Raw genomic sequence first — 26,298 nt, 5'->3', positions numbered from 1 at the left:
AATTACTGTCCCTCCAACTAAGTCCGTGTACCAAACTATATTTGCCTGATTAAACTGAACACTTGCAAATGTTGGCGCATTTACCTGACAAAAGTTTTGAGTTCCCGCAGTTACTAATGTTGGCGTTCCGGGATCAGTAACGCTTATTGTTACTGTTAATCTTACAGCACTTTCACAAAGTGTTGTTGGATCCTGGATTACCGCATAATAAGTTCCGCTTGTCAATACTGTGGTTGACGGAATTACTGTTCCTCCAACTAAATCTGTATACCAAACTATATTTGCCTGATTAAACTGAACACTTGCAAATGTTGGCGCATTTACCAAACAGAAATTTTGAGTTCCTGCAGTTACCAATGTTGGTGTTCCAGGATCAGAAACATTTATATTTACTGATAATCGTGTCGCACTTTCACAAAGTGTTGTAGGATCCTGGATTACCGCGTAATAAGTTCCGCTTGTTAATACTGTTGTTGACGGAATTACTGTTCCTCCAACTAAATCTGTGTACCAAACAATATTTGCCTGATTAAACTGAACACTTGCAAATGTCGGCGCATTTACCAAACAGAAGTTTTGAGTTCCTGCGTTTACCAATGTTGGTGTTCCGGGATCAGAAACATTTATTGTTACTGATAATCGGGTCGCACTTTCACAAAGTGTTGTAGGATCTTGGATAACGGCATAATAAGTTCCGATTGTCAATACTGTGGTTGACGGGATTACTGTTCCTCCAACTAAATCAGTATACCAAACAATATTTGCCTGATTAAACTGAACACTTGCAAATGTTGGCGCATTTACCAGACAGAAGTTTTGAGTTCCTGCAGTTACTAATGTTGGTGTTCCAGGATCAGTAACGCTTATTGTTACTGTTAATCTTACAGCACTTTCACAAAGTGTTGTTGGATCTTGGATTACCGCATAATAAGTTCCGCTTGTCAATACTGTGGTTGACGGAATTACTGTTCCTCCAACTAAATCTGTATACCAAACTATATTTGCCTGATTGAACTGAACACTTGCAAATGTTGGCGCATTTACCAAACAGAAGTTTTGTGTTCCCGCTGTTACTAATGTTGGCGTCGCAGGCGCTGTTATAGTTACATTTACAACTGATCGAACTGAGCTTTCGCAAAGTACTGCCGGATCTAGTATCGCTCCGTAATAAATTGTTCCGTTTATTAATGCAGTTGTTGGATCTAAAGCAGTTCCTCCAGTTGGTGTTAGATACCAAACTACATTTGCCTCATTTGCCTGAAGATTAGCAACTGTGGGATTAGCCGTTGCACAAAAATTTTGAGGATCAGTAGTAGATGTTGGCGTTGCAGGATCATTAATAATAACAGTTGCAACTGCCAGTTCTCCGTTTTTATTTGGACAAGTAGTATCACTTGTAACCGCAACATAATAAGAAACAGGACTCATTGCTGTTGTTAAACCCGTAGCTGTTAAAACTCCAGCAGGGCTAACAGTGTATGTTACACCGCCAATTATTACCCCATCTGTTATAGGCTGTGTTTTATTAGCATCTAAATACCACAAGAAAACCGGATTTGTTAAAGGACTTGTTGGTGTTAATGTAGCTGCTGTATCATGACAAATTGAAGCATTGTCAACCAAAATATCAGTTGACTGTGAACTTGGTAAAATTGTAAATGTTACCTGTTTTCTATCTGCCGGTGCCGTTTCACAAAATTCATCTGAACTAACTCCTACATAATAAGTATAAGTTCCGGGAGCTAATCCTGTCAAAATTAATTGAGGAGTTATCTCACCTGCTATCTCCTGACTTGTTGTACCATCAAAACTATACCAGTGATATACCGGATTTGTAAGTGCTGGTACGCCATTTAAAATCGCATTTAATGTTACAGTACCAGTTTCGGTACAAACAATAGTGTTATTATTTCCGTTTATTGTTACGTTTGCTATTGCAGCTGCAGGAGTAGTAGCTCTAACAATTACTGTTACTTCTCCTCTTTCCAAGGCTGGACAACCGTAACGAATTGGCTGAATATAATATTTATATGTTCCGGCAGCTAATGTTTCAGGAAGTGTATAAGTTACCCCACTTGCAACCTGATTTCCTCCTGCTGGAGAATCATACCAGGCATAATCAGCACAAGCTTTAGGTGTAGCCGTGAGTGTAATAGCTGCTCCGGGACAAACCGTGACCGCATTATCAGGATCACTTCCTATAACTTTAGTATTTGTTACACGATCAATAGTATGAACTCTAAGTTGGTCTAAAACATTTGCAGCACCTCCAAAAGTAATTACAACTTTATCATAAGGCTGTGTTTGTGGTGCAACGATTGTCATTGCCATAGTATCTCCGGCAAGTAATTTTAAAGTCAATAAATTACTTGTATTTTGAATTGGAGCACCTACAGCAATATCTCCTGAATATAGCTGAATAGTAAATCCTGTAAGTAAACCAAGATTTAAAAGAGTCCCAGGTTTCGAAATCGTAATTCTTAAACTATCTCCCACCATACTTGGTGTTCTAAAAGTAGTTGTAAGCTCGGCAGCAGCAAGAACTCCTACTCCTGTGAACATTGTAGCATAAGTAGCAACATCACCATCAGCCACATTCCAAGGATCAGAAACCCCTACGGTTGTTGTTAATGCTCCAACTCCTAAATCTCTAACACCAGAGAAAATATCTTCAATATCTCCTTGTCCACAAGCAATTTGTGTTACTGTTTTTTTATAATATGCATCATAAACATTGATATTTTGCGCTATACTTAAAACAGATCCTAATTGTACACGTATACCATCATAATCCTGAAGACCAGCGGTATTAGAAGGAACAAATGTATATTCGAATGAGTTTTGACCCGGTAATAAATTCAATAAAGATCCTGATACAGATTGTAAAGTTCCAATATCAACAGGATTATTAGATCCATCACGTTTAGTCCCTATTACCGAAATACTTTGTCCTACTGCAACTAAACTATTTTGTAAACCTAGTTTCACTGTTACAGGAGTTCCTTTAGTGATGGTTGTTGGCCATTGTAAATTTTGCCAGGTTGTTCCAATACCTAAAAGTCCTAAACCGGTAGTTATTGTTGAAAAAGTTGCCGGATTACCATCTGCAGCCAAAGGCCCGTCTGTAACTGATCCGGTAATGTTTGTTCCTGATAATTGAGAATTAGCATAAACTCTTTCTAATAATGAATCACAAGCAGCAGCATCAATAACGCTTACAGTTATTGTCTGGCTCACAGTACAAGTTCCAAGAGTAGCAATTGCGGTATAAGTGTAAACACCAACTGTATTAAGAACTCCAGTATTATTTGATGGCAACAAATTACCTTGTTGGTCATACCAGGCGACAGTTCCGTTTGATATTGCAGCTAATGCAACCGAACTTCCTGTTGTAACGGCGATAGAACTCGTTACGCCGGTTAATGTTGGTAACGGATTTACCGTTACTATTACTTGTTCTCTTAAAGATGGACAAGCAATACCTGTTGTTTGAGCTTCAATAAAGTAAGTACCACTTGCAAGAATATTTGAAGCCGCAAGATTTGTAATTGGATTATTTGTTACATCAAAGAAAGTATAAGTTGTATTTCCTGAAGTATCTAAATTTGTAATCGCATCTTTTAAATTTGCCGTACCACAACGAACTAATGGAGTTTGAACCGTTAAAGCTGATTCGGCAGGATCATTTACTATAACTTCTTTTAAAGTTCCGTTTGTATTCTCACAAGTTCCTCCGTTAAGTACCGAAACATAATAAGTATAAGATGCATTAGGAGCTAATCCGCTAATTGTAAGCGCTCCCGTTATAGCATCTTTAGAGAAAGTTGCTCCCGGTTGAGCAACAACAACAGATCCTGTTATAATTTCCTGTGTCTTATTTTGATCTGTATAATATTTAAATGTTGCTCCTGCTAAAGCAGAAGTTGGATTCAATATAATACTTCCCGCACATGAAGCTGTTAAAGGGCTTGAAATTGCAATATCAGCTGCCGTTGGAATTGGCAATACCGTAATTGTAACAGGCTGACGAACACTATTAATACAAGTACCTCCGCGTGTTGCCTCTAAATAATAAATTGTAGTAGCATTTAACGGAACAGTTGGATTAACAGCCACAATATTTCCGCCTGTTGGAGCATCATACCAAGTAAAAGTTTCCGTTCCTGTAGAAGCTGCAGTTAATGTTGCAGTTCCTCCGGCACAAATTGGCGCTGTTGCTCCGGTTATGGTTGCATCCGGAAATCTGTATGAAGCTTCATAAATATCTAAAGTAGTTAATAATGTAGCAACTGCGCCTCCTATTCGAATTTCGATTTTATCGAATGGTGCAGTAGCATTAAAACTAACTTTGAATTTACTACCAGATAATAGTTGAAGGCTTAATAAATTGTTAGTTAGTAAACGTCTGTCATTATTATAAGTAGGTCCATTATAAGTTGCCAGACTAATTCCGCCACCTAATAATGAAACATCAGCAAGACCGGCTGGTAATCCTAATTCAATATCAATAATATCTCCTGCCTGACCTGGCGTAGGAAAAGTTAATTGCTGTTGTATATAAGCACCAACTGCCGCAACAGGTGTAGAAAGACTTGCAAATGTATTTATATTTCCATCTACAGAAGCATTTTGATTAGTTGAAGTACACAAAACACATAATAAACCATCTGTTGAAGTTACCTGTAAATTTGGCTGTAAACAAGTACTCACCGTATTAATTACCATTACATTAATTACAGCTCTTGAAGTACTTGGGCAATCCGAAGTTATATCTGTAGCTTCAACATAAAATGTTGTATTTGCAGTTAAAGCAGGATTTGGTGTATAAGTACTTGAATTTGCAATCAAAAGATTTCCTCCTGTTGGCGCATCATACCATGTATAAGATATTCCTGCAGTAGTTGCGACCGATAATATTACAGTCTGACCTGACTGAATCACTACATTTGATGAAACAGGAACAGGAACCGCTGGTCTCGGACTTACATTCACCGAAACAGCTGTACGTGCAGGACTTAAACAAGTCCCAATTACCGCTTCAACATGATACGTTACAGAACTGGTTAAATTAAGTGTCGTATAAGATGTTCCTGTAAACAATAAGCTTCCGCCTGTAGCTGCATCGTACCAATTATATGTTGTACCCGCAACCGGCGCCTGAATTGTTATTGTAGTTGATTCTCCAGTACATAAAGTTGTTGGAACCGCACTAATTGTTGCCGGAGCCACAGGATTATTTACTGTAAGTACTACTGGAGTTCTTTCGCTATTAACACAACCATTTCTCGCAACTTCAACATAATAAGTAGTAGTTGCATTTAAAATGGGAGTTGTATAAGCTGCTGTTGTAACTAACGGAGCTCCTCCTGTTGCTGTAGTATACCAGCCAACTGTTTCTCCAACTGCTAAATTTGCAAGTAGTGTCGCAGTTTGCCCACTACAAATAGTCGTATTTCCTGAAACAACCGTTGCTTTATATCTGTAAGTTGCCTGATAGATATCTAAATTTGTTAAAGCCGTTACTATTCCGCCTAATCTAATTTCGACACGATCAAAATTTGCACCGGCGACAATACTCGCTCTAAATCGGTTTCCTGTTAGCAGCTGTAAAGTAACTAAAGGATTATTGATAAAGATTCTGTCATTATTATAAGTTGCGCCATTATAGGTCGCTAAACTAACAGCTCCTAATAATGAAAGATCAGCAATACCGCCTGGTAATGCTAATTCGAGATCGACTATATCACCTGCTTTACCAGGATTGTTAAATTGTAATGTTTGTTGAATATATCCGTTTAGTAAACCAACTGGCAGACTTATTCTGGCGGCAGTTGCAATATTTCCATCAACAGAATTATTTGGAGTTGTAGATGAACAAAGCAAACAAAGTCCGTTTTGAGTAGTTTGCTGGCTATTAGCTTCTAAACATCCCCCTAACGGATTAGGCAAAACAGTTACCGTTACGGGTACTCGTGTAGCGCTTACGCATCCTCCAGTACTATTACGTGACTCAACATAATATGTTTTACTCGCAGTTAAAATAGGAGTTGTAAAAGTATTTGAAGCCCCTAATAATTTAGTACCTCCTGTAGCTACATCATACCAATCTAAAACAACACCTGCTTCCGCTGTAGAAGCATTCAATGTAGCATTTTGACCTGATAATATTGAAACACTTTGTGTTAAAACAGTTGCAAGTCCCGGAACTGGTGTTGAAGTTACAGTAACAGGAGTTCTTGCTGATTTACATGCGCCAATTGCCGCCTCAACATAAAAGTTAGTAACTCCGATTGGTACAGTTGGTGTATATGTATTACCTGTAGCTAATGCAACACCACCATTTGCAACATTATACCAGGAATAAGTTGTTCCCAATACCGGATTTATCACAGATAAAGTTGTTGCCTGTGTAGCTCCCGCAGAACAAATTGAAGTTCCTGTAGTACTTATTGCAGGTTGTACAGGATCGATAACATTAATAGTTACCGGTATTCTTGCATCACTTTCGCAACCGGCAATTCTTGAAGTACTTACATAATAAGTAGTCGAAGCTGTTAAAGCTGGCGTTGTATAATTGCCAGTAGTTAAAAGTGCTGTAGCAGATGTGGGTGAATCATACCACGCAACTGTTGTTCCAGTCGCAGCTGTCGCCGAAAGTGCAACTTGTTGTCCTGTACAAACAGCTTGTGTTTCTCCATTTGCAATAGTGGGTCTTGCAAATTGTAAGCGTACATCGTATACTCTTAAATTAGACAACAAACTAACAAGTCCTCCTACTTGTATTCTAACCTGGTCAGCATCACCGGTAAGTGTGTATCTAATAACCGCCGTTGTATTTCCAGCCAATAACTGAATGTTCAGCAACGGACTATTTAATGCAACGGTGGGACCACTTGTCCCCGCCACCGAATTTCTTGGCTGAATACTGGCATTAGACAATAAACCAACGTCTAACAAACCAGCATTTGAACCATAATAAATAACAATTTGATCGCCAGCGCGTGCCGTTTGATTAAATGTTACCGTTTCCTGCGCAAAACAAAGTACACCAAGTGAGTTTGTCAATGTCGCATAAGTACTTAAACTCGAATCATAAGCCAAAGTTGGATTAAGAATTTCGGTTGTACCAAGACAAACACCACCAATACCAGAAGTATTAGAAGTAGGTCTGCAAAAGGTTTGGGCAAAGTTTTTATTGCATAAAAGCAATAAAAACAATAAACCTAACAATCTCGTCTTTACGATGAGATCATAAAAAGTAAAATTTTTTTTCATAATTTGGAAGATTAGAAAATGGACAATAAAATACCTGTTGCGATAAGCAGATATGCTTAGGCAATTTTAAAAACGTTAATAAACAGCTAGTTAAAATGAAATTTAAAATCCTAGAATGCTAAGAATGTAAACTGCATTTCAGTAAAAAAATCATGTTGTATTCAGTATACCGAAGTATACCAAAAAGCACTTTTTATCTTTTATGAACAAAAAAAGCTTCAAAAATTTTAGGGAATATTGATCTACATCAATCTTCCAAAAGGAGTGATTTGTCATAGGACTAATTTTCATAAAAGAAAATTTAAGTTGATGTAGGAGGGAGAATTCTATTTTATATATAGTTGATTCAATATTTATAAAAAGTTGATTAGCCAATCTATAAATTTTGTTCTTTAGAAATTAATTCTAAATTGAATCCATTACTTTATTTTGAAGTGTTTTTCGAATCTAGGAAACTAAAACACAAAAAAAGCCTTTCATTCACAAAGTCGCCGTTTTGACTTTGGAAATAAAAAACTGATATAATTGAAAAATTGTGATGAAAAGTTTACATACTTGCGAAACTCAAATTTGACGATACGCTTTGTTATCTTCAATTTGACAAAAAATAAAGCTAAAATAATATGAATACCTAATGCAAACTTGATAAAGAGAGTAAGTGTAAATTCCATACGCAAACTAATTAAGTTATTATTCAAATCTTTAATTTTTTAAATTCAAAATTGTAATTCTATTGTATTACTAATTGTAATTAAAAAATTACCGTTTTATTATTTAATTTAAAAAGCACAAAAACTATTTTGTTTAACTTTCTATCCTAAAATTATAAAAAACTTAATTATAAAAAAATACTAAAATTCTTATTTTTTAGAACTTAAAAAATGTAACACCATATAAACACGTGAAAACATGAGAAAAACAAGCACACTTCGAAGAAAAACTATTGTTATAAATATAACAAAATTAAATATATGTTTTTTGCAAAACACGATAAAGCAAGTTTAGTACTACTTTTAAGATAACGCAATCGGTTGAGAAAGAGGATGGAAAGATAAATTGAAAAGTAAAACCTACAATTTATCTTGAAAAAATAATTCTTTGCAGTATTGGGAAAAAAGAAGTAGAAATACGGGTAAAAAAAAATAAAAAAACTTAAACAATTGTTAAAAAAATAAAAAATGGTAAATAATTTAACATCAACTAATTACCATTTTTATAAAATATCAGATACAAAAACTATGATTCAATAATAGTATTAATTTGAGTGAACAATTGACCATCACTTAAAAACGCACCTTGCTGAATTAGTTCAAAAATAGAAGCATTTCGATCTTCTGTAAATACTTTTTTTCCAACTTTCATTTCTATGTTTTCAGTAAACATATTATCACTTAACCATTGTAAACCTTCTTTACTTAAAAAATCAGTTTCAGGTACAAGTGATTTTAAAACTATGGATTGTACATCTGTTTCAAAACATTTAAATAAAAAAATATGATTTTTAGAGAAATGCTCTAAATATTCTGCTCTGGACAAAACACCTTCCAAGATTAGATCCGAGAAAACATCTAGTTCCTGTTCTGCCACTTCTGGCTTATTTATTTTTATAGAATCCCATTCTGCTTTATCAATAGTCTGAGTCGCCAGGAAATTAGCGAATTCTGCGTGCAATTCATCAAATTGCTCTTTTGTTAATCTTGCGTATTTCATTTTCTTTTAGGCTTTATGCCTTACGCTATAAGCTTTAAGCAAAATGCTTTGCGCAAATAACTTTCAGTCTGATTAATTATTACTTCTTTTAAACAAAAAAATCCCGATTCGCATCGGGATTTTTATATAGTATATAAAACGATTACTTTTCAGCAACAATTTCGTATGGTAATTCAACGATTACATCTCTGTGTAAACGCACATTTGCAGTGTATTTACCAGTACGTTTAACGATACCGCTAGTGATGAATTTTCTATCAATTACTTGACCACCTTTAGCTAGAGCTTCAGCGATATCAATATTCGTGATTGAACCGAATAATTTTTCACCACCTGCTTTTGCAAAAAGTTTAATTTCAATTGCTTTCAAAGTTTCAGCTAATGCTTTTGCATCTGCAACAACTTTAGCTTCTTTGTGAGCTCTTTGTTTTAGGTTTTCAGCCAATACTTTTTTAGCAGAAGGAGTTGCTAAAGAAGCAAAACCCTGAGGTATTAAAAAGTTACGTCCGTAACCAGCTTTTACAGAAACTACATCATCTTTAAATCCTAGATTCTGTACGTCTTGTTTTAATATAAGTTCCATGTTGTTGTCCTTTATTTGAGAAGTTAGGTTCCATCTTACCGGAAACCAACAACTTTGTTTTTAATATTATTTTAATAAATCCGCCACGTATGGCATTAAAGCTAAGTGACGAGCTCTTTTTACAGCTACAGAAACTTTTCTTTGGTATTTTAATGAAGTTCCTGTTAAACGACGAGGAAGAATTTTTCCTTGCTCATTAACGAATTTCAATAAAAAATCAGCATCTTTATAATCAATATATTTGATTCCTGATTTTTTGAAACGACAATACTTTTTAGTTTTGTTAGTTTCGATGTTTAAAGGCGTTAAATATCTGATATCTCCGTCTTTTTTTCCTTTTGCAGATTGCTCTATTGTAGACATAATAATTAAGCTTTAGTAGATTTTAATTTGGCTCTTCTTCTTTCAGCCCAAGAAATAGCATGTTTATCTAAACTTACAGTCAAGAAACGCATAACTCTTTCGTCACGTCTAAATTCAGTTTCAAAAGCAATTAGAACTTCTCCAGCTACTTTGAATTCGAATAAGTGATAAAAACCACTTTTTTTGTTTTGGATTTCGTAAGCCATTTTTTTCAGACCCCAATCCTCTTTTGACACCATTTCAGCTCCTCTACTAGTAAGAAATTCTTCAAATTTCGTTACTGTTTCCTTCACCTGAACCTCAGATAAAACGGGATTTAAAATGAAAACAGTTTCATAATGATTCATAAATACAATATTTATTTGTTAAAATTGGGTGCAAAAGTAAGCAATAAATTTATATCTGCAACATTATTTTGCTTTTATTCGTTATAAAGTAAAAAACACATGCTGACTATAGTTTTTTTTACAAAAAAATAATACATTTACTACTGCTATCCTGAAATTATTCTAAATTTTTAATGTTATGAAACTAAACTGTGTTGTTGTAGATGATAGTTCTATACAGAGGACAATTATTGCAAAATTAGTTAATAATCACCCAGGTTTGCACTTAATCGGGGATTTTTCTAATGCAATTGAAGCAAAAAGCTGTATTTCTCTTAATAATATCGACTTAATATTTCTTGATATAGAAATGCCCGTTATCAATGGATTTGATTTCCTTGACGGCCTAAAATCTAAACCACAAATTATATTTATCACTTCTAAAGCTGAATATGCTTTGAAAGCATTTGATTATGATGCTACTGATTATCTTCAAAAACCTATCGCTGTAGATCGTTTCAATGCTTCTGTAAAAAGAGCAATTGATATGCATTTACTCAAGAAAGACGTAAAAGAGGAAGAAGGAGAACATATCTTCATCAAGAGTAACCTTAAAAAACTTAAAATTTTTACGGCAAAAATCAAATGGATCGAGGCCTTTGGAGATTATGTCAGAGTAGTTACCGAAGATGACAGCAATTTAGTATTATCAACAATGAAATCTTTTGAAAATGATTTATCAAAAGAAAAATTTATTCGCGTACACAAATCTTATATCATTAATATAGACAAGGTTGAACGCTTTAACAGCAAATTTGCCGAAATTGGTATTACCAAAATTCCGCTTAGCCGAAACAAAAAAGAAGATTTAGTAAAAGCATTATCAACGTCGTCATAATTAATAAAAATCGACATTGGCAATAACCTTTATAGCTCTGTATTGAGCAACAGCCTCAAAACTATTCAACATTTTCTGAATAGTTTTTTTCGTACCTCCCAAAGGTAAATTCTGCGGAATCTTAATCAGTATCGTTCTGATATACTCATTTCTAATTCTGCTAATTGCAGGCTCTTCAGGTCCTAAAACCGGCATTCCTAAATTTTGGCTCAAAACCTGATACAACCACATTGAACCTTCCTTCAGTTTTTCAAACTCACGATGTTTTAAAGTTAATTTTATAATCCTGAAATAAGGTGGATATTTATTTATCTGGCGATCGTATAATTGCTCCTTATACATACCCATATAATTATGGTTTGTAACTTGCTGAATTGTATTATGATCCGGATTATAAGTCTGAATCACCACTTTTCCCTGTTTTTCTGACCTTCCGGCTCTTCCTGCAACCTGGGTCATCATTTGAAAACTACGTTCAAAAGCCCTAAAATCAGGATGATGCAGCATATTATCCGCATTCATAATTCCAACCAGACTTACATTATCAAAATCTAAACCTTTGGCAAGCATTTGTGTTCCTACCAAAATATCAATTTCACGATTTTTAAAAGTGTCAATTATTTTTTCAAAACCAAATTTCCCGCGAGTAGTATCCTGATCCATTCTTCCAGTTTTGGCTTTTGGAAAAAGCGATATTAATTCCTGTTCAATTTGTTCAGTTCCAAATCCTTTCGTCGTTAAATCAATACTTGAACAACTATGACAATGTGTTGGTTTTGCAATCGAATAACCGCAATAATGACAACGCAATTGGTTTTTATGTTTATGAAAAGTCAAACTCACATCACATTGCTGACAATGCGGTACATGACCACAAGTCAAACATTCAATTATAGGCGAATATCCACGTCTGTTTTGAAACAAAATAACTTGTTCACCCAAAGACAAAGCCTGCGCAATTTCTTCAATTAAAAGGTCGCTAAAATGTCCCGTCATTTTTTTTCTGAATTGTTTGTCTTTTAAATCGACCAAAACAATTTCAGGCATTCGAACATTATTATAACGCTCGGTAAGAGTTACCAAACCATATTTATCAGTTTGAGTATTAAAATAGGTTTCAATACTTGGTGTTGCAGATCCTAAAAGTACTTTTGCATTATGAAAATTAGCCAAAACTATAGCCGAATCCCTCGCATGATAACGTGGCGCAGGATCAGATTGTTTAAAAGTCTGTTCGTGCTCTTCATCAACAATCAATAGTCCTAAATTATTAAAAGGTAAAAACAAAGCCGACCTCGCTCCTATTACAATTTGTGCTTTATCAGCATTTTCAAGTGTTTGTTTCCAAACTTCTACTCTTTCGTTATTGCTGTATTTTGAATGAAAAACAGCCACTTTATCGCCAAAATGAAGTCGCAAACGAGAAACTAATTGTGTTGTAAGCGCAATTTCCGGCAACAAATACAAAACTTGTTTTCCGGTAACTAAATATTCTTCAATTAATTTAATGTAAATCTCGGTTTTTCCGCTTGACGTAACACCATGAAGCAAACAAACTTCTTTTTCTAATAAACTACTTTTAATTGCCGTAAAAGCAGTTTCCTGTGCTTCACTTAACAATAATTGTTTCTCAGTTGCTTGTCCGGTAAACGAAACGCGATCGTGTTGTAAAAGATATTCTTCGAAAATTTCTTTATCGATCAAAGCCTTTACCACCGTCGATGATGAATTTGAAACCTCAACCAGTTTTTTTACCGTAATAGGTTTCTTTTCAGAAGCCATTAATTGAAAATAAGCTAAAACAATTTCTTTCTGTTTATTCGCATTTTTCAAGACTTCCAGTAATTCTCCCAAACCATTATCTGATTCATATTTGGCATGTAATTTCACATACCGAACCAGTTTTGGTTTGTAGCTTTCTTTTATTTCCTCTTCTAAAACGATGATATCTTTATCCATCATTTTTTGAAGGATCGGAAAAATATTTTTCTTATTTAATATCGAAATAATCTCCTGAACTTTAAGTGAACTTTGTTGCTGTAAAGCTTCATAAACCAAAAATTCTTCGTCTGAAAGTTCATTTTGATTTACCTCAACATCTGCTTTATACGAAATGATGGTTTCACTTTCCAGCAATAATCCAGTTGGGAATGCACCACGATACACATCACCAATACCACACATATAATAAGTCGCCACCCAAAGCCAGTGTTTAATCTGAATTTCTGTCGCAATAGGTTTTTCGTCTAATATCTGATGAATTTCTTTGGCATCGTATAAACTTGGTTCGTTTTGATGAATATCAATAACCAATGCTGTATATATTTTGCTTTTACCAAAAGGCACCGCAACGCGCATTCCCTTTTTAATAAAATGGAATTCAGCCTCAGAAATACGATACGTAAAAGTTTTAGCTAAGGAAAGCGGTAGAACAACTTCGACAAAAAACATGTAAATATTTTATAGGATTTAGAAAACTATCTGAAAATGGATTGACTAAGAATTTTAACTTCTTTCAAACCAATTTTCCATCTGAATTCCATTTAAAAGTTTAAAATCTTTGATATTATCAGTAACTAAGATTAATTGATTTTCAATTGCAGTTACACCTATTAAAAGATCAAATTCGTCATTTATTGGCTTGCCAATTTTTCTAAGTCTCACTTTTTCGATTGCATATCTCTTAATCGAACCGAAGATGGGAATAATAGTCAATCCTTTAAAAAAAACATCTACTGCTTTATTAGATTTTATTGGATTATCACTATTTTCAGCACCAAATCGAAGTTCTGCAACTGTAATTTCAGAAATATAACAGTTCTCTAATCCGACTTCTTTTACTATTTTATCAAGATTCAATCTTCCTCTTAAAAAGAAAACACAAGTGCTTGTATCAAGTAAATATCCCATTAAAATTTAATTTCTCTGTTTTTAAATTTTCTATTGGATTTAATTTCAGAAACAATCTCTTCTGCAGATTTTTCTGAAGAAAATGCTCCAAAAGATTTATAAAAATTATTTTCTTTGGATTTAGTACCTTTTAAAGATTTTGTAAGCCTTTCGATAAGTTCTAATTTATTCGAAAAACTTAAACCCTCAAATAAATCTGAGTAGCTTTCAAGTATATTTTTATCAGTGATAGTCATTTTTAATCCAATTAAATTAATTTCAAATATAAGTAAAACTAAGCTATTTTAAAACAACTAACTTTTCAATCTTTAATATGAACAGCATTATAATCCTGAACCATTTTTAAAGTATGATTTAAAGATCCAAGATCCTTAAAATCATCATGACCGGTTATAATATATTTTGGATTTTTAAATTTCGTCTGCACATTTTTAATAGATTTTCCCCATTCCTTTACGTCAGAATCACCTAAATAGCCAAGATCTTTTGCCTCTGTACTTTTTACAAAACAACCTCCATAAAGCACTTTTTCTTTATTGAACCAAACCACAATATTATCCGGTGCATGTCCTTTTCCAGGATAATAAACCTCAAAAGTATGTTGCCCAACAGTAAATGTGGTATCATTTGGAATCACAAATTCAGCTCTTTTTTTATTTTCTTTTTCGAGAATCTGATCTGTTAATTTTATAGTGTACGTTTTGATTCCTTTTTTTCTGTAAAATTCTAATCCTCCAGCCCTGTCTTCATGCGAATGTGTTGCAAAATGCATTACAACATCTTTATGATGCTTTGCTTTTATAGAATCTAATAACGGCTGAAATTGTGTTTCGTCCCACGGCGCATCAAACAATACAACGCCTTTATTTGTAACAAGATACAAAGCATTGGCAGAAATCAGCGTTCCTTTATAATCATGAAGCGTTTTATAAACATAAAAGTCACCCGTAAGATGACTTATTTGTAATGGCGAATTTTTAGATTGTCCAAAACTATTGGATAGTATGGCTAAGAAAAAAATTAAAGATGCTAATTTTCGCATTATATTTTATAAAATTTTAGTTCTTCACTCTGGTCCAATATTGAGTTCTTCCCATGATAGAAATCCCAACATAACCGCGAAGTTTTAATTTATCAGCAGATTCAAGCGCAATATAACATTTGTATTTTTTACCATTTGTAGGGTCTAAAATTGTTCCTCCGCTATATTCATCACCGTCTTTTTTAAGTCCGTTAATGATTACCAAACCTAAAATTGGTTTGTTTTTTTCTGCACCATCACATTTTATACATGCATCTTTTTTATGGTCTGCACGAAGTATTTCTACTACTTTACCATATAATTTTCCAGATTTTTCGTAAATCTCAACAACTGACTTGGCTTCGCCCGTTTCATCATCAATTGTTTTCCATTTTCCAATAACACTTTGACTATGAATTGTACCTAGTGTAAGGAAAAAAACTCCAATTGTTAATATCAAATTTTTCATACTATTTATTTTTTTTTTGTTTTAATTTTCTGATCGTAGCATTCAATTCAAATCCTAAAAGCAGAATCATACAGTTTATCCAAATATAAAACATTAGAATTAATAATGTTCCAATTGAACCATAAAGTTCGTTATATTTTGAGAATTTTATAACCCAAATCCCAAAAAAGAACGAAGATATAACAATTAAGATCATCGTAAAAACAGATCCAATGCTTATAAAAGGCACTTTATTATATTGTTTTGTACCATAACGCAATAATATTGAACATGTTATCAAGATCATTAATAGAACAAACAAATATCGGCCCAAAATTATCAGCGGAATACGATCACTCAATACATCCTGAATAATTGTTTTTTGAATAAATACCTCAAAAACCACAATTGTTGCCACCGTTACAAACAATATAATGGTCATAACAAGCGAAATTGCCAATGCAACTAAATATTGACTAAAAAAACCACGCTTATCAAAAACATGTTTTGACGATTCAAAACCGCTAAGGATTCCGTTAATTCCATTTGCCATTAAAAAAATCGAAAGCAAAAATCCCGACGATAATAAACCAGAGTGACTATTATTTAAAATATCACTAATGATTTTATTAATCGCATCATAAGTATTAGGAGGAACACTTTGCTGTACAAACAACAAAAAATCTGCCTGAAAATTATCTATAGGAATAAACGGAATTAAGTTCAAAATAAACAGCGCAAAAGGAAACAAAGCCATAAAAAAACTGAACGAAACAGCACTTGCGTGATACGAAAATGCGCCTTCAAGAATCCCTAAAGTGTATAATTCAAGTAAATCGTATAACGAAAACCCTTCTAACCACGGTAATTTTATTCTCTTTAATAATCGGGCAAGAGAACGCACTACAGGAACTTTTTCAATCCGATCTTCTATCTCTTGAGACATATTTATTTTTTAATTTTAGTCCCGAAGTCTCGGGATTGAGTTTAGATTTACAAACTCATAATTCAAAACTTATAATTTATAACTCCTAAAACGCTTTCAAACTCAAATCCATGTTATAAACAGAATGTGTCAAAGCTCCGGAAGAAATATAATTTACACCACATAAACCATATTCGCGAATCGTTTTTTCGTTAATATTTCCAGACGATTCTGTTTGGCATTTTGAGCCAATTAACTGAACCGCCGTTTTAGTATCTTCATAATTAAAGTTATCAATCAGGATTCTATGCACACCGTCACTTAATAAAATCTCGCGAATTTCATCTAAATTCCTGGCTTCGACTATAATTTTTAAATCTAAATTATTCGCTTTTAAGTATTCTTTTGTTTTCTTGATTGCAAATGTAATTCCGCCGGCAAAATCAATATGATTGTCTTTCAACATCACCATATCATACAATGCAAAACGATGATTTTCACCTCCGCCAATTTTTACAGCCCACTTTTCAGCCGCTCTGAAATTTGGAGTCGTTTTACGTGTATCTAAAATTTTAGCGCCCGTTCCTTCAAGAAGCTGAACGTATTGATCTGTCTTTGTTGCAATTGCAGACATACGCTGCATCGTATTCAAAACCACTCTTTCTGACTTTAAAATAGATTGCGAACTTCCTGAAACTTCAAAAACAACATCACCATATTCTACATGCGTTCCATCTTCTATATATGTCTTGATTTTTAATTTTGGATCTACATATTCAAAAATCATTTTTGCAAGTGCAACACCCGCAATAATTCCCTGATCTTTCACCAATAATTTAGCCTGCCCGTTCGCCGTTTCCGGAATACATGCTAATGAACTATAATCGCCTGTGCCCACATCTTCGCGAATTGCGTTGCTAATTAATAGTTGTAATTCGGTTTGAAATTGTACTTCGCTAATCATTTTTATTAAATTTTATAAGATGCTAAAGTAGGATATATTTTGTGGATTTGAAAGTTCATCCAATATGAAAAAAAATTAACACCGTAAATTTTCCTTTTTTTAACCATTAAGTTATTAAGAAAAATTAAGCTTAATTCTTAAAGAAACTTAATATCTGATAGTTTTAAATGTTTTTATTTTTTGTTAGTTACGAATCAGGAACATTAAATATCTTTGAAGTTCATTCAAACAAAATCATGGGATTAATTAAAGATATTTATTCGGTTGCTTTTTACGAAAATTTTGGTCAGGCTGTGGCCGAAGTGCATCCAACTTTTAATAAACAAAAATTTATTGAAGCCATTTACGAAGGTGATTTTTCCCAAAAAGAATGGAAAGAACGAATGAAACATACCACAGTTGTTTTGCATCAATTTATGCCTGATAATTTCCCTGAAGCCGTTTCCTTAATTGATAAGATCATCGAAAATCTTAAAAATAAATTTACAGATGGAAATCTGGCATTCATCTTTTTTGCCGATTATATTGAAATCTACGGTATCGATGACTTTAAAACTTCGGCGAAAGCCTTTGTTTCGATCACACAATTTATAAGCTGTGAATTTGCCGTTCGTCCTTTCGTTATAAAATATAAAGAAAAAATGATCGAAGAAATGACAAAATGGTCGCTGCACAAAAATCATCACGTACGCAGATTATCCAGCGAAGGAAGCCGACCGAGATTACCGTGGGCAATGGCGATTCCGTTTTTGAAAAAAGATCCCTCTTCTATCCTTCCCATTTTAGAAAATCTTAAAAATGATCCTTCAGAATATGTTCGCAGAAGTGTTGCCAACAATTTAAATGATATCGCAAAAGACAATCCGCAAATCGTGTTAGAAATTGCTGCAAAATGGTTCGGATTCCGAAAAGAAACTGACGCAATTATAAAACACGGTTGTCGCACTTTATTAAAACAAGGACATCCTGAAATTCTGCGTCATTATGGTTTAGAAAGCACAAATATTGAACTTTCTTCTTTCGAAATTAAAACACCAATCGTGAAAATTGGCGATTATTTGCAGTTTCAATTTCACTTAAATAACACGAATCACGAAGCTAAAACAATTCGTTTAGAATATGCTGTTCATTATAAAAAATCAAAAGGACATTTGGCTAAAAAAGTCTTTAAAATCAGTGAAAAAATCTATCAGCCTAATCAATTAATTAAAGTCGACAGAAATCAGTCTTTCAAAATAATCACAACAAGAGTTTTTCATACCGGAATCCATCAATTATCGATTATTATTAACGGAACTGAGAGTGAAACATTAAACTTTGATTTAGTTGAATAATTTTGATTTTCAAATGCTCCAGCGGAGTATAATATTTATAGCAAAAAGATCATTCTAGCAAAAAAGCTCCAGCGGAGCGATATATCTATGTCACCCCTCTAGGGCTTTTTATGTGGTATTCTTTTTTTTCTATAAATATTTCGTCCCTCTGGGACTTTATGTGAATAACTTTAATAAACAAAGATCAATAAAAGATTTTCCTTATTTTTATAAAACAAAACCCAATAACAAAATTTCTTAATCTAAATTAAGTTACAGATTGTGACTACAACTGTAATTTTGCTTTCAACTAAAACGAACAATATGTCAAATATCAGTTTAATTATTGAAGAACGTGCGGCCAATATTGGCAATTTTATGGTTGGCAGATTATTGCCTTTCCGCGAAAAAAGAGCCGTTGGACCATTTGTATTTATCGATCATATGGGACCCGCGCATTTAAGCGATCATGAAAACATGGACGTTCCTCCGCATCCGCATATCGGACTTTCGACTTTGACTTTTTTGTTTGAAGGAAGCATTATGCACCGTGATAGTTTAGGAACCGAATTAGAAATAAAACCGGGCGCCGTAAATTGGATGACTTCCGGAAAAGGAATCGTACATTCTGAAAGAACACCGGAATATTTAAGAAATTCTGATAAAATGCTTCACGGATTGCAAATTTGGGTTGCACTTCCAAAAGAATTAGAGCAAATGGACCCTAATTTTGCCCATGTTGAAGCAGATGATATCCCAAGTTGGGAAGAAGACGGTGTATCTTATAAATTGATTGCCGGAGAAGCATTTGGAAAAAAATCTCCCGTTCCCGTTTACAGTCCGTTATATTTTATTGAAATCAAAAGTACCGAGGCTAAAAAAGTAAATATCGGACATCATTTATTCGGCGAAAGCGGATTATATATTTTAGAAGGAAGTATAAAAAGCGGCGAACATATTTATGATCCAAAACAAATTTTAATTACAAACGACAGCACTTTATGCGAGTTTGAACTAGCCGAAAATACAACGGTTTATATCTTTGGAGGAACGCCGTTTCCGGAAGAACATTTTATCTTTTGGAATTTTGTCTCTTCGGATAAACAACTAATCGAAAAAGCAAAAAAAGACTGGACAGAACAAACTTTCCCAAAAGTTCCGGGTGAAACCGAATTTGTGCCTTTACCTCAACCAAGAATTAAATAAATATGGACACAATATCAGCAAAAATTGATACACGCTTGTATCGAACAGAAATATCATCTGCCAGCGGAAATGTTTTAATTTCAGATGAACCTCAAGAAATTGGAGGCAAGAACTTAGGTTTAAATCCAACAGAACTTTTGGCGTCATCACTCGCTTCATGTACCGTAATTACTTTGCGAATGTATATTAATCGTAAACAATGGAACGTATCAGAAATCAATGTCAAAATTGATTTCGAAAGAGATTCTGATCGAAATGTATCCTTATTTACAAGAAAAATTGAAGTAATCGGTGAAGTTGACGAAACTCAAAAACAACGATTAGAAACGATTGCCAACAGTTGCCCAATACACAAGACATTAACACATACAATAGAAATTAAAACTACCTTAATATAATTTATCATGGAAATCAAACAAATAAACGATACAAGAAGAGGCTATTTTGAAGCTGTAGAAGACGGAAAAGAAGCCGGAAAAATGACCTATACCTGGGCTGGAGATTCAAAATTTATCATCGACCATACCGAAGTCAACGAAGAATTCAACGGAAAAGGCGTGGGTAAAAAACTGGTTTTGGCTTCGGTTGATTATGCCCGAGCTAATAATGTAAAAATTATTCCGCTTTGTCCTTTTGCGAAGAGTGTTTTTGATAAAACGGAAGAGATTCGTGATGTACTTTTTTCTTGAGTCGCTAAGGTTTAAAGTTGCTAAGATTCTAAGTTTTTTACCACAAAGAACGCAAAGAATTACGCAAATTTCGCAAGGTTTTTTAGGCAAAGCTTTGCGAACTTTTGCGTTATATTAAGTTTAGCATATAATAAAAACCTTGCGTCCTTTGCGGTAAAAAACCACTACAATGAAATTCAATTTTCAAATCTCCTCAAAATTTATTACATTTGCATGTAATTTAAACTTAGAGTATGACGAGGATAATTACACTTTTCTGTATTTTCATTGCACAAATCAGCTTTTCTCAAACAGCTGAAACTTATTTAGAAAAAATCAGAAATAACGAAGCTCTCTTAACAGCTTTCTTTCAACAAATGCCTAAAGGCGGAGATTTACACCATCATTTTTCAGGATCAGTTTATGCAGAACCTCTTTTAGAAAGAGCTATTGCAGAGGATTTTTATTTAAATCTTGAAACAATGGAAACTTCCAAAACGAAACCCTCAAAAGGCAATTGGCAAACATTCTCGGCTCTTAAAAACGAAGGAAAACTGGCATTTTACGAACAACAAGTAATGCAAACCTGGTCGGCTAAAGATTATAATGGTTCTGTACCTTCTGATGATTTATTTTTTGATTCATTTCAAAAATTTGAAACTACTATTCAAGGACATTTTGCCGAAGGAATGCTGGAATTAAAAAAACGTGCACTTTCTGAAAATGTATCTTATATCGAAACACAATTATCAACGATTCCGTGTGATATGAATGTTGCTGATTTAACTGATTTCAACTTAAAACTACGTAACGCAGCATCTCAAAAAGATGAAAAAGCAGTGTTGAAACTTTTAAATGAATTGTATAAATCAATTCAGCAGAAAGACGCTAAAAAATATGCTACAGATTTCAATACTAATTTTATAGCAAAACTGCATAAAGATTTAAAAATTGATGACGATCGTTTTACAATGCGTTATCAAAATTTTGTACTTCGCTTTATGGATCCTGTTGATTTATTCAAGAATCTTAGCATTGCTTTTATCTCTGCAAACGACAGTAAATTAGTTGCAGGCGTGAATATTGTTTCTCCGGAACATGGCGAAAATTCCATGAAAGATTATTGGTTGCACATGGTAATGTTTAAATATTGCCACTCAAAATTTCCTGATGTAAAATATACGCTTCATGCGGGAGAATTAACTTTAGGATTAGTTCAGCCCGAAGATTTAACGTGGCATATTAATGCTGCAATTCATATTGCCGGCGCTAACAGAATTGGTCACGGAGTTGATATTGCTTATGAAGAAAACTCGTATGATTTATTGCGTTATATGGCAAAAAATAATATTCCAATTGAGATTAATTTGACAAGTAATGAATTCATCTTAAAAGTAAAGGAAAACAGACATCCGTTTATGCTTTACAAAGAATTTAATGTGCCAATTGTAATTAGTACAGACGACGCGGGAATTTTAAGAACGAATATGACGGAACAATATGTTTTATTGGCAAAAAGATATCCAGATGTTACGTATGCAACGATAAAACAATACGTTTACAACAGTATTAATTACAGTTTTATTCAGGATGCAGCCGTAAAAAAACAATTATTAAAAGATTTAGATTCAAGATTTAAAACTTTTGAAGATAAATTTTCTAAAAACTAAACTGCTAATATTAGCCCACGGACTTAAACGGATTAAACTGATTGACACAGATTTTTTGTCTTGAAATATTAAAAAAATTTGCCAAATCTGCTAAATCTGCGAGAAAAATTTGCTCTCGCAGATTTAGCAGATCAAGCAGATAAAAAATTATAATATACTAATTTTTTCTGTTGTAGAACATTTTGAAACCGTTTTGAGAATAGAAAATTATTTTGCCACAGATTAAAAGATTAAAAAGGATTTTTTATTGATCAAATTAATCTGTGAGAATCTTTTTAATCTGTGGCAAAAAATAAAGAATAAAAATGAACATCAAACTTATCGCCATTGGCAAAACCGACAATAAATCATTACAAACTTTAATCGATGATTATACCAAACGTTTGTCGTTTTATATCAAATTTGATCTGGAGATTATTCCCGATATCAAAAATGTAAAGAATTTGTCTGAAAGCCAGCAAAAGGAAAAAGAAGGCGAATTGATTCTTTCTAAATTAACACCAACGGATCAATTGATTTTATTGGATGAAAACGGGAAAAACTTTTCCAGCGTTGGTTTTTCTGAAGAATTGCAAAAGAAAATGAATTCAGGAGTTAAAACTTTAGTCTTTGTAATTGGCGGTCCTTACGGATTCTCAGATACGGTTTATAGCAAAGCTCAAGGGAAAATTTCACTTTCGTTAATGACGTTTTCACATCAAATGGTTCGTTTATTTTTTATCGAACAACTATATCGTGGGTTTACGATTTTAAGAAATGAACCTTATCATCACCAATAAAAATTTGTTTTTTTAGTTTCAGGTTTTCTTTGTTTCAAGTTTTACAAGATGAATTCTTTTGGAATTTCGTCATTATAAGAATTCAATTTTTGAAACTGAATTTTAGTTTCGATATATTCCTGATAACTCATATTTTTATCGAATAACAAGTATACTTTTGGTTTAACAAAAAAAGCGATACGCCCAATATGCGTTAATACATCTTCTTTTTTAACCTCTTCATTATTTATTAAAACAATATCACTTCCTTTTCTAAAATAAATTACCAAATCTCCATTTGTTGGTTTTCCTATTTCATAATATACTTTCGTGAAAGGTAAAAAAGCCATATTTTTTCCGATAGAATCGGCGTATGAATAATAATTTTCAGCCTTTTCGTTTTTGTGTGCTTTTTCAGCCCTCTTTTTTCCCTGAAGTTTCATTATCTCCGGAATCACCAATTTTAATGGCAAACGTTTGTCAATATTGAAAATCCAGTTGGTAGAAATGATGCTGTTTTTTCGGTTTACATCTGCAATGGTATCTTTTCCTTCCATTTTAAAAAAGATGTAAATTGGCGAATGATCCTGAACATCTTTGACTATCGAAATATTTGATTTTGGAAGTAAAACGGCTTCTTTATTTCCACAGGAAAAAAGAAGAATTGTAATAATTAAGCTGAAGTATTTCATGTTTATTTTTTATTAAAATATGGATTAACCAATGCGAGAATTTGTGTGTGATTTCACCTTCGTTGAAATGACAATCTTTGTGGTTTACAACTTTAATTTCTACATGCATGCCACATTTTGCGTCATTTCGACGAAGGAGACTCGAGCGATAGCGAATAGACGAATTAAATCGCACTAGGAAATCGATACAGATTGGCAAACCCGACAGGTTTTAAAAACCTGTCGGGTTTAGTCACATTGCGGAAATTTCTCCTTTACAGAAATGACAAATTTGTCGTTTATATATTGCTTGAACTCATTTTTTCAAACAAAGTAACACATTCTACCGCTTCTTTTACATCATGAACACGTAAAATTTTAGCTCCTTTTGTTAATGCAATAGTATTCAAAACCGTTGTTCCGTTTAAGGCTTCTTGTGCTGTATTATTTAGTGTTTTATAAATCATGGATTTTCTTGAAACTCCTGCTAAAACAGGCAATTCCAGCAAATTCAAAAGTTCCATTTTTTGCAAAACTTCATAATTCTGTTCCGTTGTTTTGGCAAAACCGAAGCCTGGATCTAAAATCAAATCATTGATTCCGAAACTTCTTGCCTTTTTAACTTTTTCAGAAAAATAGAAAAGCACTTCTTTTACAATATCCTCATATTGAGTCAAACCTTGCATAGTTTGCGGGTTTCCGCGCATGTGCATCATTATGTATGGAACATTATAATTTGCAATTACATCAAACATTTTATCGTCTAATTCTCCTGCTGCAATATCATTTATAATCGCTGCGCCACTTTCTATACTTGCTTTTGCAACCTCTGCCCTAAAAGTATCAATTGACAATAAAGCTTCGGGAAAATGTTTTAAAATCAATTCAATTGCCGGAACAATTCGTTCAATTTCTTCATTTTCAGATACAAATTCAGCACTTGGTTTACTTGAATATGCGCCAATATCTATAAATGTCGCACCTTCGGACAACATTTTATCGACTTGTGAAACAATTTCATCCTCGTTTTTATATTTTCCGCCGTCAAAAAATGAATTTGGCGTTACATTCAAAATTCCCATTACTTTAGGAACCGACAAATCAATAAGTTGCCCTTTGCAGTTAATCAACATTTTGTTTCAAGTTTTATTTGTTTCAAGTTCACAAAATTTGTTTCAAGTTTTTTTTGTTTCATGTTTCAAGTTACTCAGCTTGCGCAATCTACTTCGACCTGAAACTTGAAACCTGAAACTTGAAACTTTTATCTTTTCAGGTTTCAAGTTGTTGGCATTAACACTTTGTTTAGAAAAAACTTGAAACAAAGAAAACCTGAAACTTGAAACTCTTTAATATTATACCTATTTTTGAAGAAATTTTAGCAAATATACAGCAATAAATGAAGAATACTTCCCTTGAATATGATAATGTAATTACGGTTTGCCGAACTTTATTTATCAATAAAATGAGTGATTATGGCAGTGCCTGGCGAATTTTAAGATTGCCATCATTAACGGATCAAATTTTTATAAAAGCACAAAGAATCAGAAGTCTGCAGGAAAACGAAGTTCGTAAAGTTGATGAAGATGAAAAAGGAGAATTTATCGGAATAATCAATTATTCGATTATGGCTTTGATTCAGTTAGAATTAGGTGTTGTGGATCAGCCTGATCTTGATGTTGAAAAAGCAACCGAATTATACGATGCTAAAATTAAATTGACTAAAGAATTAATGGAAGCCAAAAATCATGATTATGGCGAGGCTTGGCGCGAAATGCGTGTGAGTTCGTTAACTGATTTGATTCTGCAAAAATTACTTCGCGTAAAACAAATCGAAGACAATAAAGGAAAAACTCTAGTTTCTGAAGGTATTGATGCCAATTATCAGGACATGATTAATTATTCTGTTTTTGCCTTGATTTTAAATCCTATGAAATAATCGATAAAAAACTATTTAATATCTGTATGAAAATAGGAAGTAATAAGGGCTACTTAATAATTCTTGTTTTTGTAATAACCAGAATTTGTTTTTCGCACATTATCCCAGAATATGGCATGATCTCTATTGCAACTCCTTTATATATAACAGGGGTTTTTTGTTATATTTTTGGAACAAAGTGGAATAACAAAACCTTAAACCCATATTTAGATAAAGAAACAGGAACAAAAGTCAATCTTAAAAGAAGCCATAGTTTGTTTTTTATAAAAATGCAATATTGGGCAATACCTTTTATCTTTTTTGCTACTATACTGTTAACCAAAGCCATAAATCAGGTTGATGGTGACCTATATTTAATTATTCAAAATGTTGCGCTCGTTTTATTCTTTTCCAGTTTAATATTTGTTTTTATTCAACTTATTGAAAAGAGTAAGTATAAACGTTATTTTATAATACTATGGTCCGGAAAAGGATATTTAATATTTGTAGTTTTTTTATTTACTTTGATAAGCTGTATTTTTCTTTTCCCATCTTCGAAATATATATTGGTTGCCCCTTTTTATGTTACAGCACTTTTTTGCTTTATTTTTGGAAAAATAAAAACTAACAAACTTGCAAAAAACATTATTGATCAGGAAAAAGTTAAAAAAGTA

The 26,298-nt window shown here is 33.3% G+C and carries 22 protein-coding genes and 1 pseudogene; 9 read left to right on the top strand and 14 right to left on the bottom strand.

From position 1 onward, the window contains the following. The 5 genes and pseudogenes from ACHZDT_RS04070 to rpsF form a co-directional block, all read right to left on the bottom strand. Window positions 1-7,275: pseudogene (locus tag ACHZDT_RS04070) on the bottom strand (hypothetical protein); the annotation flags it as partial. A 1,236-nt stretch (window positions 7,276-8,511) separates the two neighbouring features. After that, complete coding sequence (locus ACHZDT_RS04065) at window positions 8,512-8,985, bottom strand: DUF6495 family protein (RefSeq protein WP_394773373.1); 474 nt, start codon at window positions 8,983-8,985, stop codon at window positions 8,512-8,514. A gap of 142 nt (window positions 8,986-9,127) precedes the next feature. Then, entirely contained in the window at window positions 9,128-9,568 is a 441-nt protein-coding gene (gene rplI, locus ACHZDT_RS04060) for a 50S ribosomal protein L9 (protein WP_394773372.1), read from the bottom strand. Window positions 9,569-9,634: 66 nt separating this feature from the next. Beyond that, window positions 9,635-9,931, bottom strand: coding sequence for a 30S ribosomal protein S18 (rpsR, locus tag ACHZDT_RS04055; protein WP_002987043.1), 297 nt, complete (start codon window positions 9,929-9,931; stop codon window positions 9,635-9,637). Between the two features lie 5 nt (window positions 9,932-9,936). Then, the gene (rpsF, locus tag ACHZDT_RS04050) at window positions 9,937-10,278 is read right to left on the bottom strand and encodes a 30S ribosomal protein S6 (RefSeq protein WP_007810575.1); all 342 of its coding nucleotides are present in this window, start codon (window positions 10,276-10,278) and stop codon (window positions 9,937-9,939) included. Between the two features lie 178 nt (window positions 10,279-10,456). Here rpsF and ACHZDT_RS04045 point away from each other — a divergent pair, with 178 nt between their 5' ends. After that, window positions 10,457-11,155 carry a LytTR family DNA-binding domain-containing protein gene (locus ACHZDT_RS04045; protein WP_055097960.1) on the top strand — a complete coding sequence of 233 codons (699 nt, stop codon included), beginning with the start codon at window positions 10,457-10,459 and terminating at the stop codon, window positions 11,153-11,155. Here the strand turns inward: ACHZDT_RS04045 and priA are convergent, their stop codons facing one another. The 7 genes from priA to nadC form a co-directional block, all read right to left on the bottom strand. Next, window positions 11,156-13,606, bottom strand: a complete 2,451-nt coding sequence (gene priA, locus ACHZDT_RS04040) for a primosomal protein N' (RefSeq protein WP_394773371.1) — start codon at window positions 13,604-13,606, stop codon at window positions 11,156-11,158. A 54-nt stretch (window positions 13,607-13,660) separates the two neighbouring features. Next, entirely contained in the window at window positions 13,661-14,065 is a 405-nt protein-coding gene (locus ACHZDT_RS04035) for a PIN domain-containing protein (protein WP_394773370.1), read from the bottom strand. Next, window positions 14,065-14,301 carry a hypothetical protein gene (locus ACHZDT_RS04030; protein ID WP_394773369.1) on the bottom strand — a complete coding sequence of 79 codons (237 nt, stop codon included), beginning with the start codon at window positions 14,299-14,301 and terminating at the stop codon, window positions 14,065-14,067. Before ACHZDT_RS04030 ends, ACHZDT_RS04035 begins: the two co-directional genes overlap by 1 nt. Before the next feature lie 65 nt (window positions 14,302-14,366). Next, entirely contained in the window at window positions 14,367-15,107 is a 741-nt protein-coding gene (gene bla-B1-FLAV, locus ACHZDT_RS04025; protein ID WP_394773368.1) for a subclass B1 metallo-beta-lactamase, read from the bottom strand. Between the two features lie 16 nt (window positions 15,108-15,123). After that, a complete protein-coding gene (locus ACHZDT_RS04020) occupies window positions 15,124-15,555 on the bottom strand; it encodes a DUF2147 domain-containing protein (RefSeq protein WP_394773367.1) in 432 nt (143 codons plus the stop codon). Between the two features lies 1 nt (window position 15,556). Next, window positions 15,557-16,480: a YihY/virulence factor BrkB family protein gene (locus ACHZDT_RS04015; RefSeq protein ID WP_394773366.1), complete on the bottom strand. Its 924-nt coding sequence runs from the start codon at window positions 16,478-16,480 to the stop codon at window positions 15,557-15,559. Between the two features lie 85 nt (window positions 16,481-16,565). Beyond that, complete coding sequence (gene nadC, locus ACHZDT_RS04010; protein ID WP_394773365.1) at window positions 16,566-17,423, bottom strand: carboxylating nicotinate-nucleotide diphosphorylase; 858 nt, start codon at window positions 17,421-17,423, stop codon at window positions 16,566-16,568. A 167-nt stretch (window positions 17,424-17,590) separates the two neighbouring features. Here nadC and ACHZDT_RS04005 point away from each other — a divergent pair, with 167 nt between their 5' ends. From ACHZDT_RS04005 to rlmH, 6 genes are all read left to right on the top strand, one after another. After that, entirely contained in the window at window positions 17,591-18,757 is a 1,167-nt protein-coding gene (locus ACHZDT_RS04005) for a DNA alkylation repair protein (protein ID WP_394773364.1), read from the top strand. Window positions 18,758-19,060: 303 nt separating this feature from the next. Next, the gene (locus tag ACHZDT_RS04000) at window positions 19,061-19,942 is read left to right on the top strand and encodes a pirin family protein (RefSeq protein WP_394773363.1); all 882 of its coding nucleotides are present in this window, start codon (window positions 19,061-19,063) and stop codon (window positions 19,940-19,942) included. A 2-nt stretch (window positions 19,943-19,944) separates the two neighbouring features. After that, window positions 19,945-20,340 carry an OsmC family protein gene (locus ACHZDT_RS03995; RefSeq protein WP_394773362.1) on the top strand — a complete coding sequence of 132 codons (396 nt, stop codon included), beginning with the start codon at window positions 19,945-19,947 and terminating at the stop codon, window positions 20,338-20,340. 6 nt (window positions 20,341-20,346) lie between these two features. Then, a complete protein-coding gene (locus ACHZDT_RS03990; protein WP_394773361.1) occupies window positions 20,347-20,631 on the top strand; it encodes a GNAT family N-acetyltransferase in 285 nt (94 codons plus the stop codon). Between the two features lie 233 nt (window positions 20,632-20,864). Beyond that, complete coding sequence (locus ACHZDT_RS03985; RefSeq protein ID WP_394773360.1) at window positions 20,865-22,280, top strand: adenosine deaminase; 1,416 nt, start codon at window positions 20,865-20,867, stop codon at window positions 22,278-22,280. A gap of 305 nt (window positions 22,281-22,585) precedes the next feature. Next, entirely contained in the window at window positions 22,586-23,059 is a 474-nt protein-coding gene (rlmH, locus tag ACHZDT_RS03980; RefSeq protein ID WP_394773359.1) for a 23S rRNA (pseudouridine(1915)-N(3))-methyltransferase RlmH, read from the top strand. A 41-nt stretch (window positions 23,060-23,100) separates the two neighbouring features. Here rlmH and ACHZDT_RS03975 read toward each other — a convergent pair whose 3' ends face one another. After that, on the bottom strand, window positions 23,101-23,730 hold the full coding sequence (locus ACHZDT_RS03975; protein ID WP_394773358.1) for a hypothetical protein: 630 nt from the start codon (window positions 23,728-23,730) through the stop codon (window positions 23,101-23,103). Between the two features lie 278 nt (window positions 23,731-24,008). Beyond that, on the bottom strand, window positions 24,009-24,842 hold the full coding sequence (gene folP, locus ACHZDT_RS03970; RefSeq protein ID WP_394773357.1) for a dihydropteroate synthase: 834 nt from the start codon (window positions 24,840-24,842) through the stop codon (window positions 24,009-24,011). Between the two features lie 263 nt (window positions 24,843-25,105). On the opposite strand from folP, the gene ACHZDT_RS03965 reads away from it, so the two are divergent. Continuing rightward, window positions 25,106-25,645: a DUF1599 domain-containing protein gene (locus ACHZDT_RS03965; RefSeq protein WP_394773356.1), complete on the top strand. Its 540-nt coding sequence runs from the start codon at window positions 25,106-25,108 to the stop codon at window positions 25,643-25,645. 26 nt (window positions 25,646-25,671) lie between these two features. Next, a partial coding sequence (locus tag ACHZDT_RS03960; RefSeq protein WP_394773355.1) for a hypothetical protein occupies window positions 25,672-26,298 on the top strand: 627 nt, incomplete at its 3' end.

It is taken from the genome of Flavobacterium sp. (assembly GCF_043722275.1).
In the GTDB taxonomy this organism is placed as follows: domain Bacteria; phylum Bacteroidota; class Bacteroidia; order Flavobacteriales; family Flavobacteriaceae; genus Flavobacterium.
Note: the sequence above shows the minus strand (reverse complement) of the source record. Positions and strands in the feature narration are given on the sequence as shown.

Excerpts from the sequence above, each read along its gene's own strand:
- ACHZDT_RS04065 (WP_394773373.1), bottom strand. The coding sequence starts at position 8,985 with ATGAAATACGCAAGATTAACAAAAGAGCAATTTGATGAATTGCACGCA.
- rplI (WP_394773372.1), bottom strand. The coding sequence starts at position 9,568 with ATGGAACTTATATTAAAACAAGACGTACAGAATCTAGGATTTAAAGAT.
- rpsR (WP_002987043.1), bottom strand. The coding sequence starts at position 9,931 with ATGTCTACAATAGAGCAATCTGCAAAAGGAAAAAAAGACGGAGATATC.
- rpsF (WP_007810575.1), bottom strand. The coding sequence starts at position 10,278 with ATGAATCATTATGAAACTGTTTTCATTTTAAATCCCGTTTTATCTGAG.
- ACHZDT_RS04045 (WP_055097960.1), top strand. The coding sequence starts at position 10,457 with ATGAAACTAAACTGTGTTGTTGTAGATGATAGTTCTATACAGAGGACA.
- priA (WP_394773371.1), bottom strand. The coding sequence starts at position 13,606 with ATGTTTTTTGTCGAAGTTGTTCTACCGCTTTCCTTAGCTAAAACTTTT.
- ACHZDT_RS04035 (WP_394773370.1), bottom strand. The coding sequence starts at position 14,065 with ATGGGATATTTACTTGATACAAGCACTTGTGTTTTCTTTTTAAGAGGA.
- ACHZDT_RS04030 (WP_394773369.1), bottom strand. The coding sequence starts at position 14,301 with ATGACTATCACTGATAAAAATATACTTGAAAGCTACTCAGATTTATTT.
- bla-B1-FLAV (WP_394773368.1), bottom strand. The coding sequence starts at position 15,107 with ATGCGAAAATTAGCATCTTTAATTTTTTTCTTAGCCATACTATCCAAT.
- ACHZDT_RS04020 (WP_394773367.1), bottom strand. The coding sequence starts at position 15,555 with ATGAAAAATTTGATATTAACAATTGGAGTTTTTTTCCTTACACTAGGT.
- ACHZDT_RS04015 (WP_394773366.1), bottom strand. The coding sequence starts at position 16,480 with ATGTCTCAAGAGATAGAAGATCGGATTGAAAAAGTTCCTGTAGTGCGT.
- nadC (WP_394773365.1), bottom strand. The coding sequence starts at position 17,423 with ATGATTAGCGAAGTACAATTTCAAACCGAATTACAACTATTAATTAGC.
- ACHZDT_RS04005 (WP_394773364.1), top strand. The coding sequence starts at position 17,591 with ATGTTTTTATTTTTTGTTAGTTACGAATCAGGAACATTAAATATCTTT.
- ACHZDT_RS04000 (WP_394773363.1), top strand. The coding sequence starts at position 19,061 with ATGTCAAATATCAGTTTAATTATTGAAGAACGTGCGGCCAATATTGGC.
- ACHZDT_RS03995 (WP_394773362.1), top strand. The coding sequence starts at position 19,945 with ATGGACACAATATCAGCAAAAATTGATACACGCTTGTATCGAACAGAA.
- ACHZDT_RS03990 (WP_394773361.1), top strand. The coding sequence starts at position 20,347 with ATGGAAATCAAACAAATAAACGATACAAGAAGAGGCTATTTTGAAGCT.
- ACHZDT_RS03985 (WP_394773360.1), top strand. The coding sequence starts at position 20,865 with ATGACGAGGATAATTACACTTTTCTGTATTTTCATTGCACAAATCAGC.
- rlmH (WP_394773359.1), top strand. The coding sequence starts at position 22,586 with ATGAACATCAAACTTATCGCCATTGGCAAAACCGACAATAAATCATTA.
- ACHZDT_RS03975 (WP_394773358.1), bottom strand. The coding sequence starts at position 23,730 with ATGAAATACTTCAGCTTAATTATTACAATTCTTCTTTTTTCCTGTGGA.
- folP (WP_394773357.1), bottom strand. The coding sequence starts at position 24,842 with ATGTTGATTAACTGCAAAGGGCAACTTATTGATTTGTCGGTTCCTAAA.
- ACHZDT_RS03965 (WP_394773356.1), top strand. The coding sequence starts at position 25,106 with ATGAAGAATACTTCCCTTGAATATGATAATGTAATTACGGTTTGCCGA.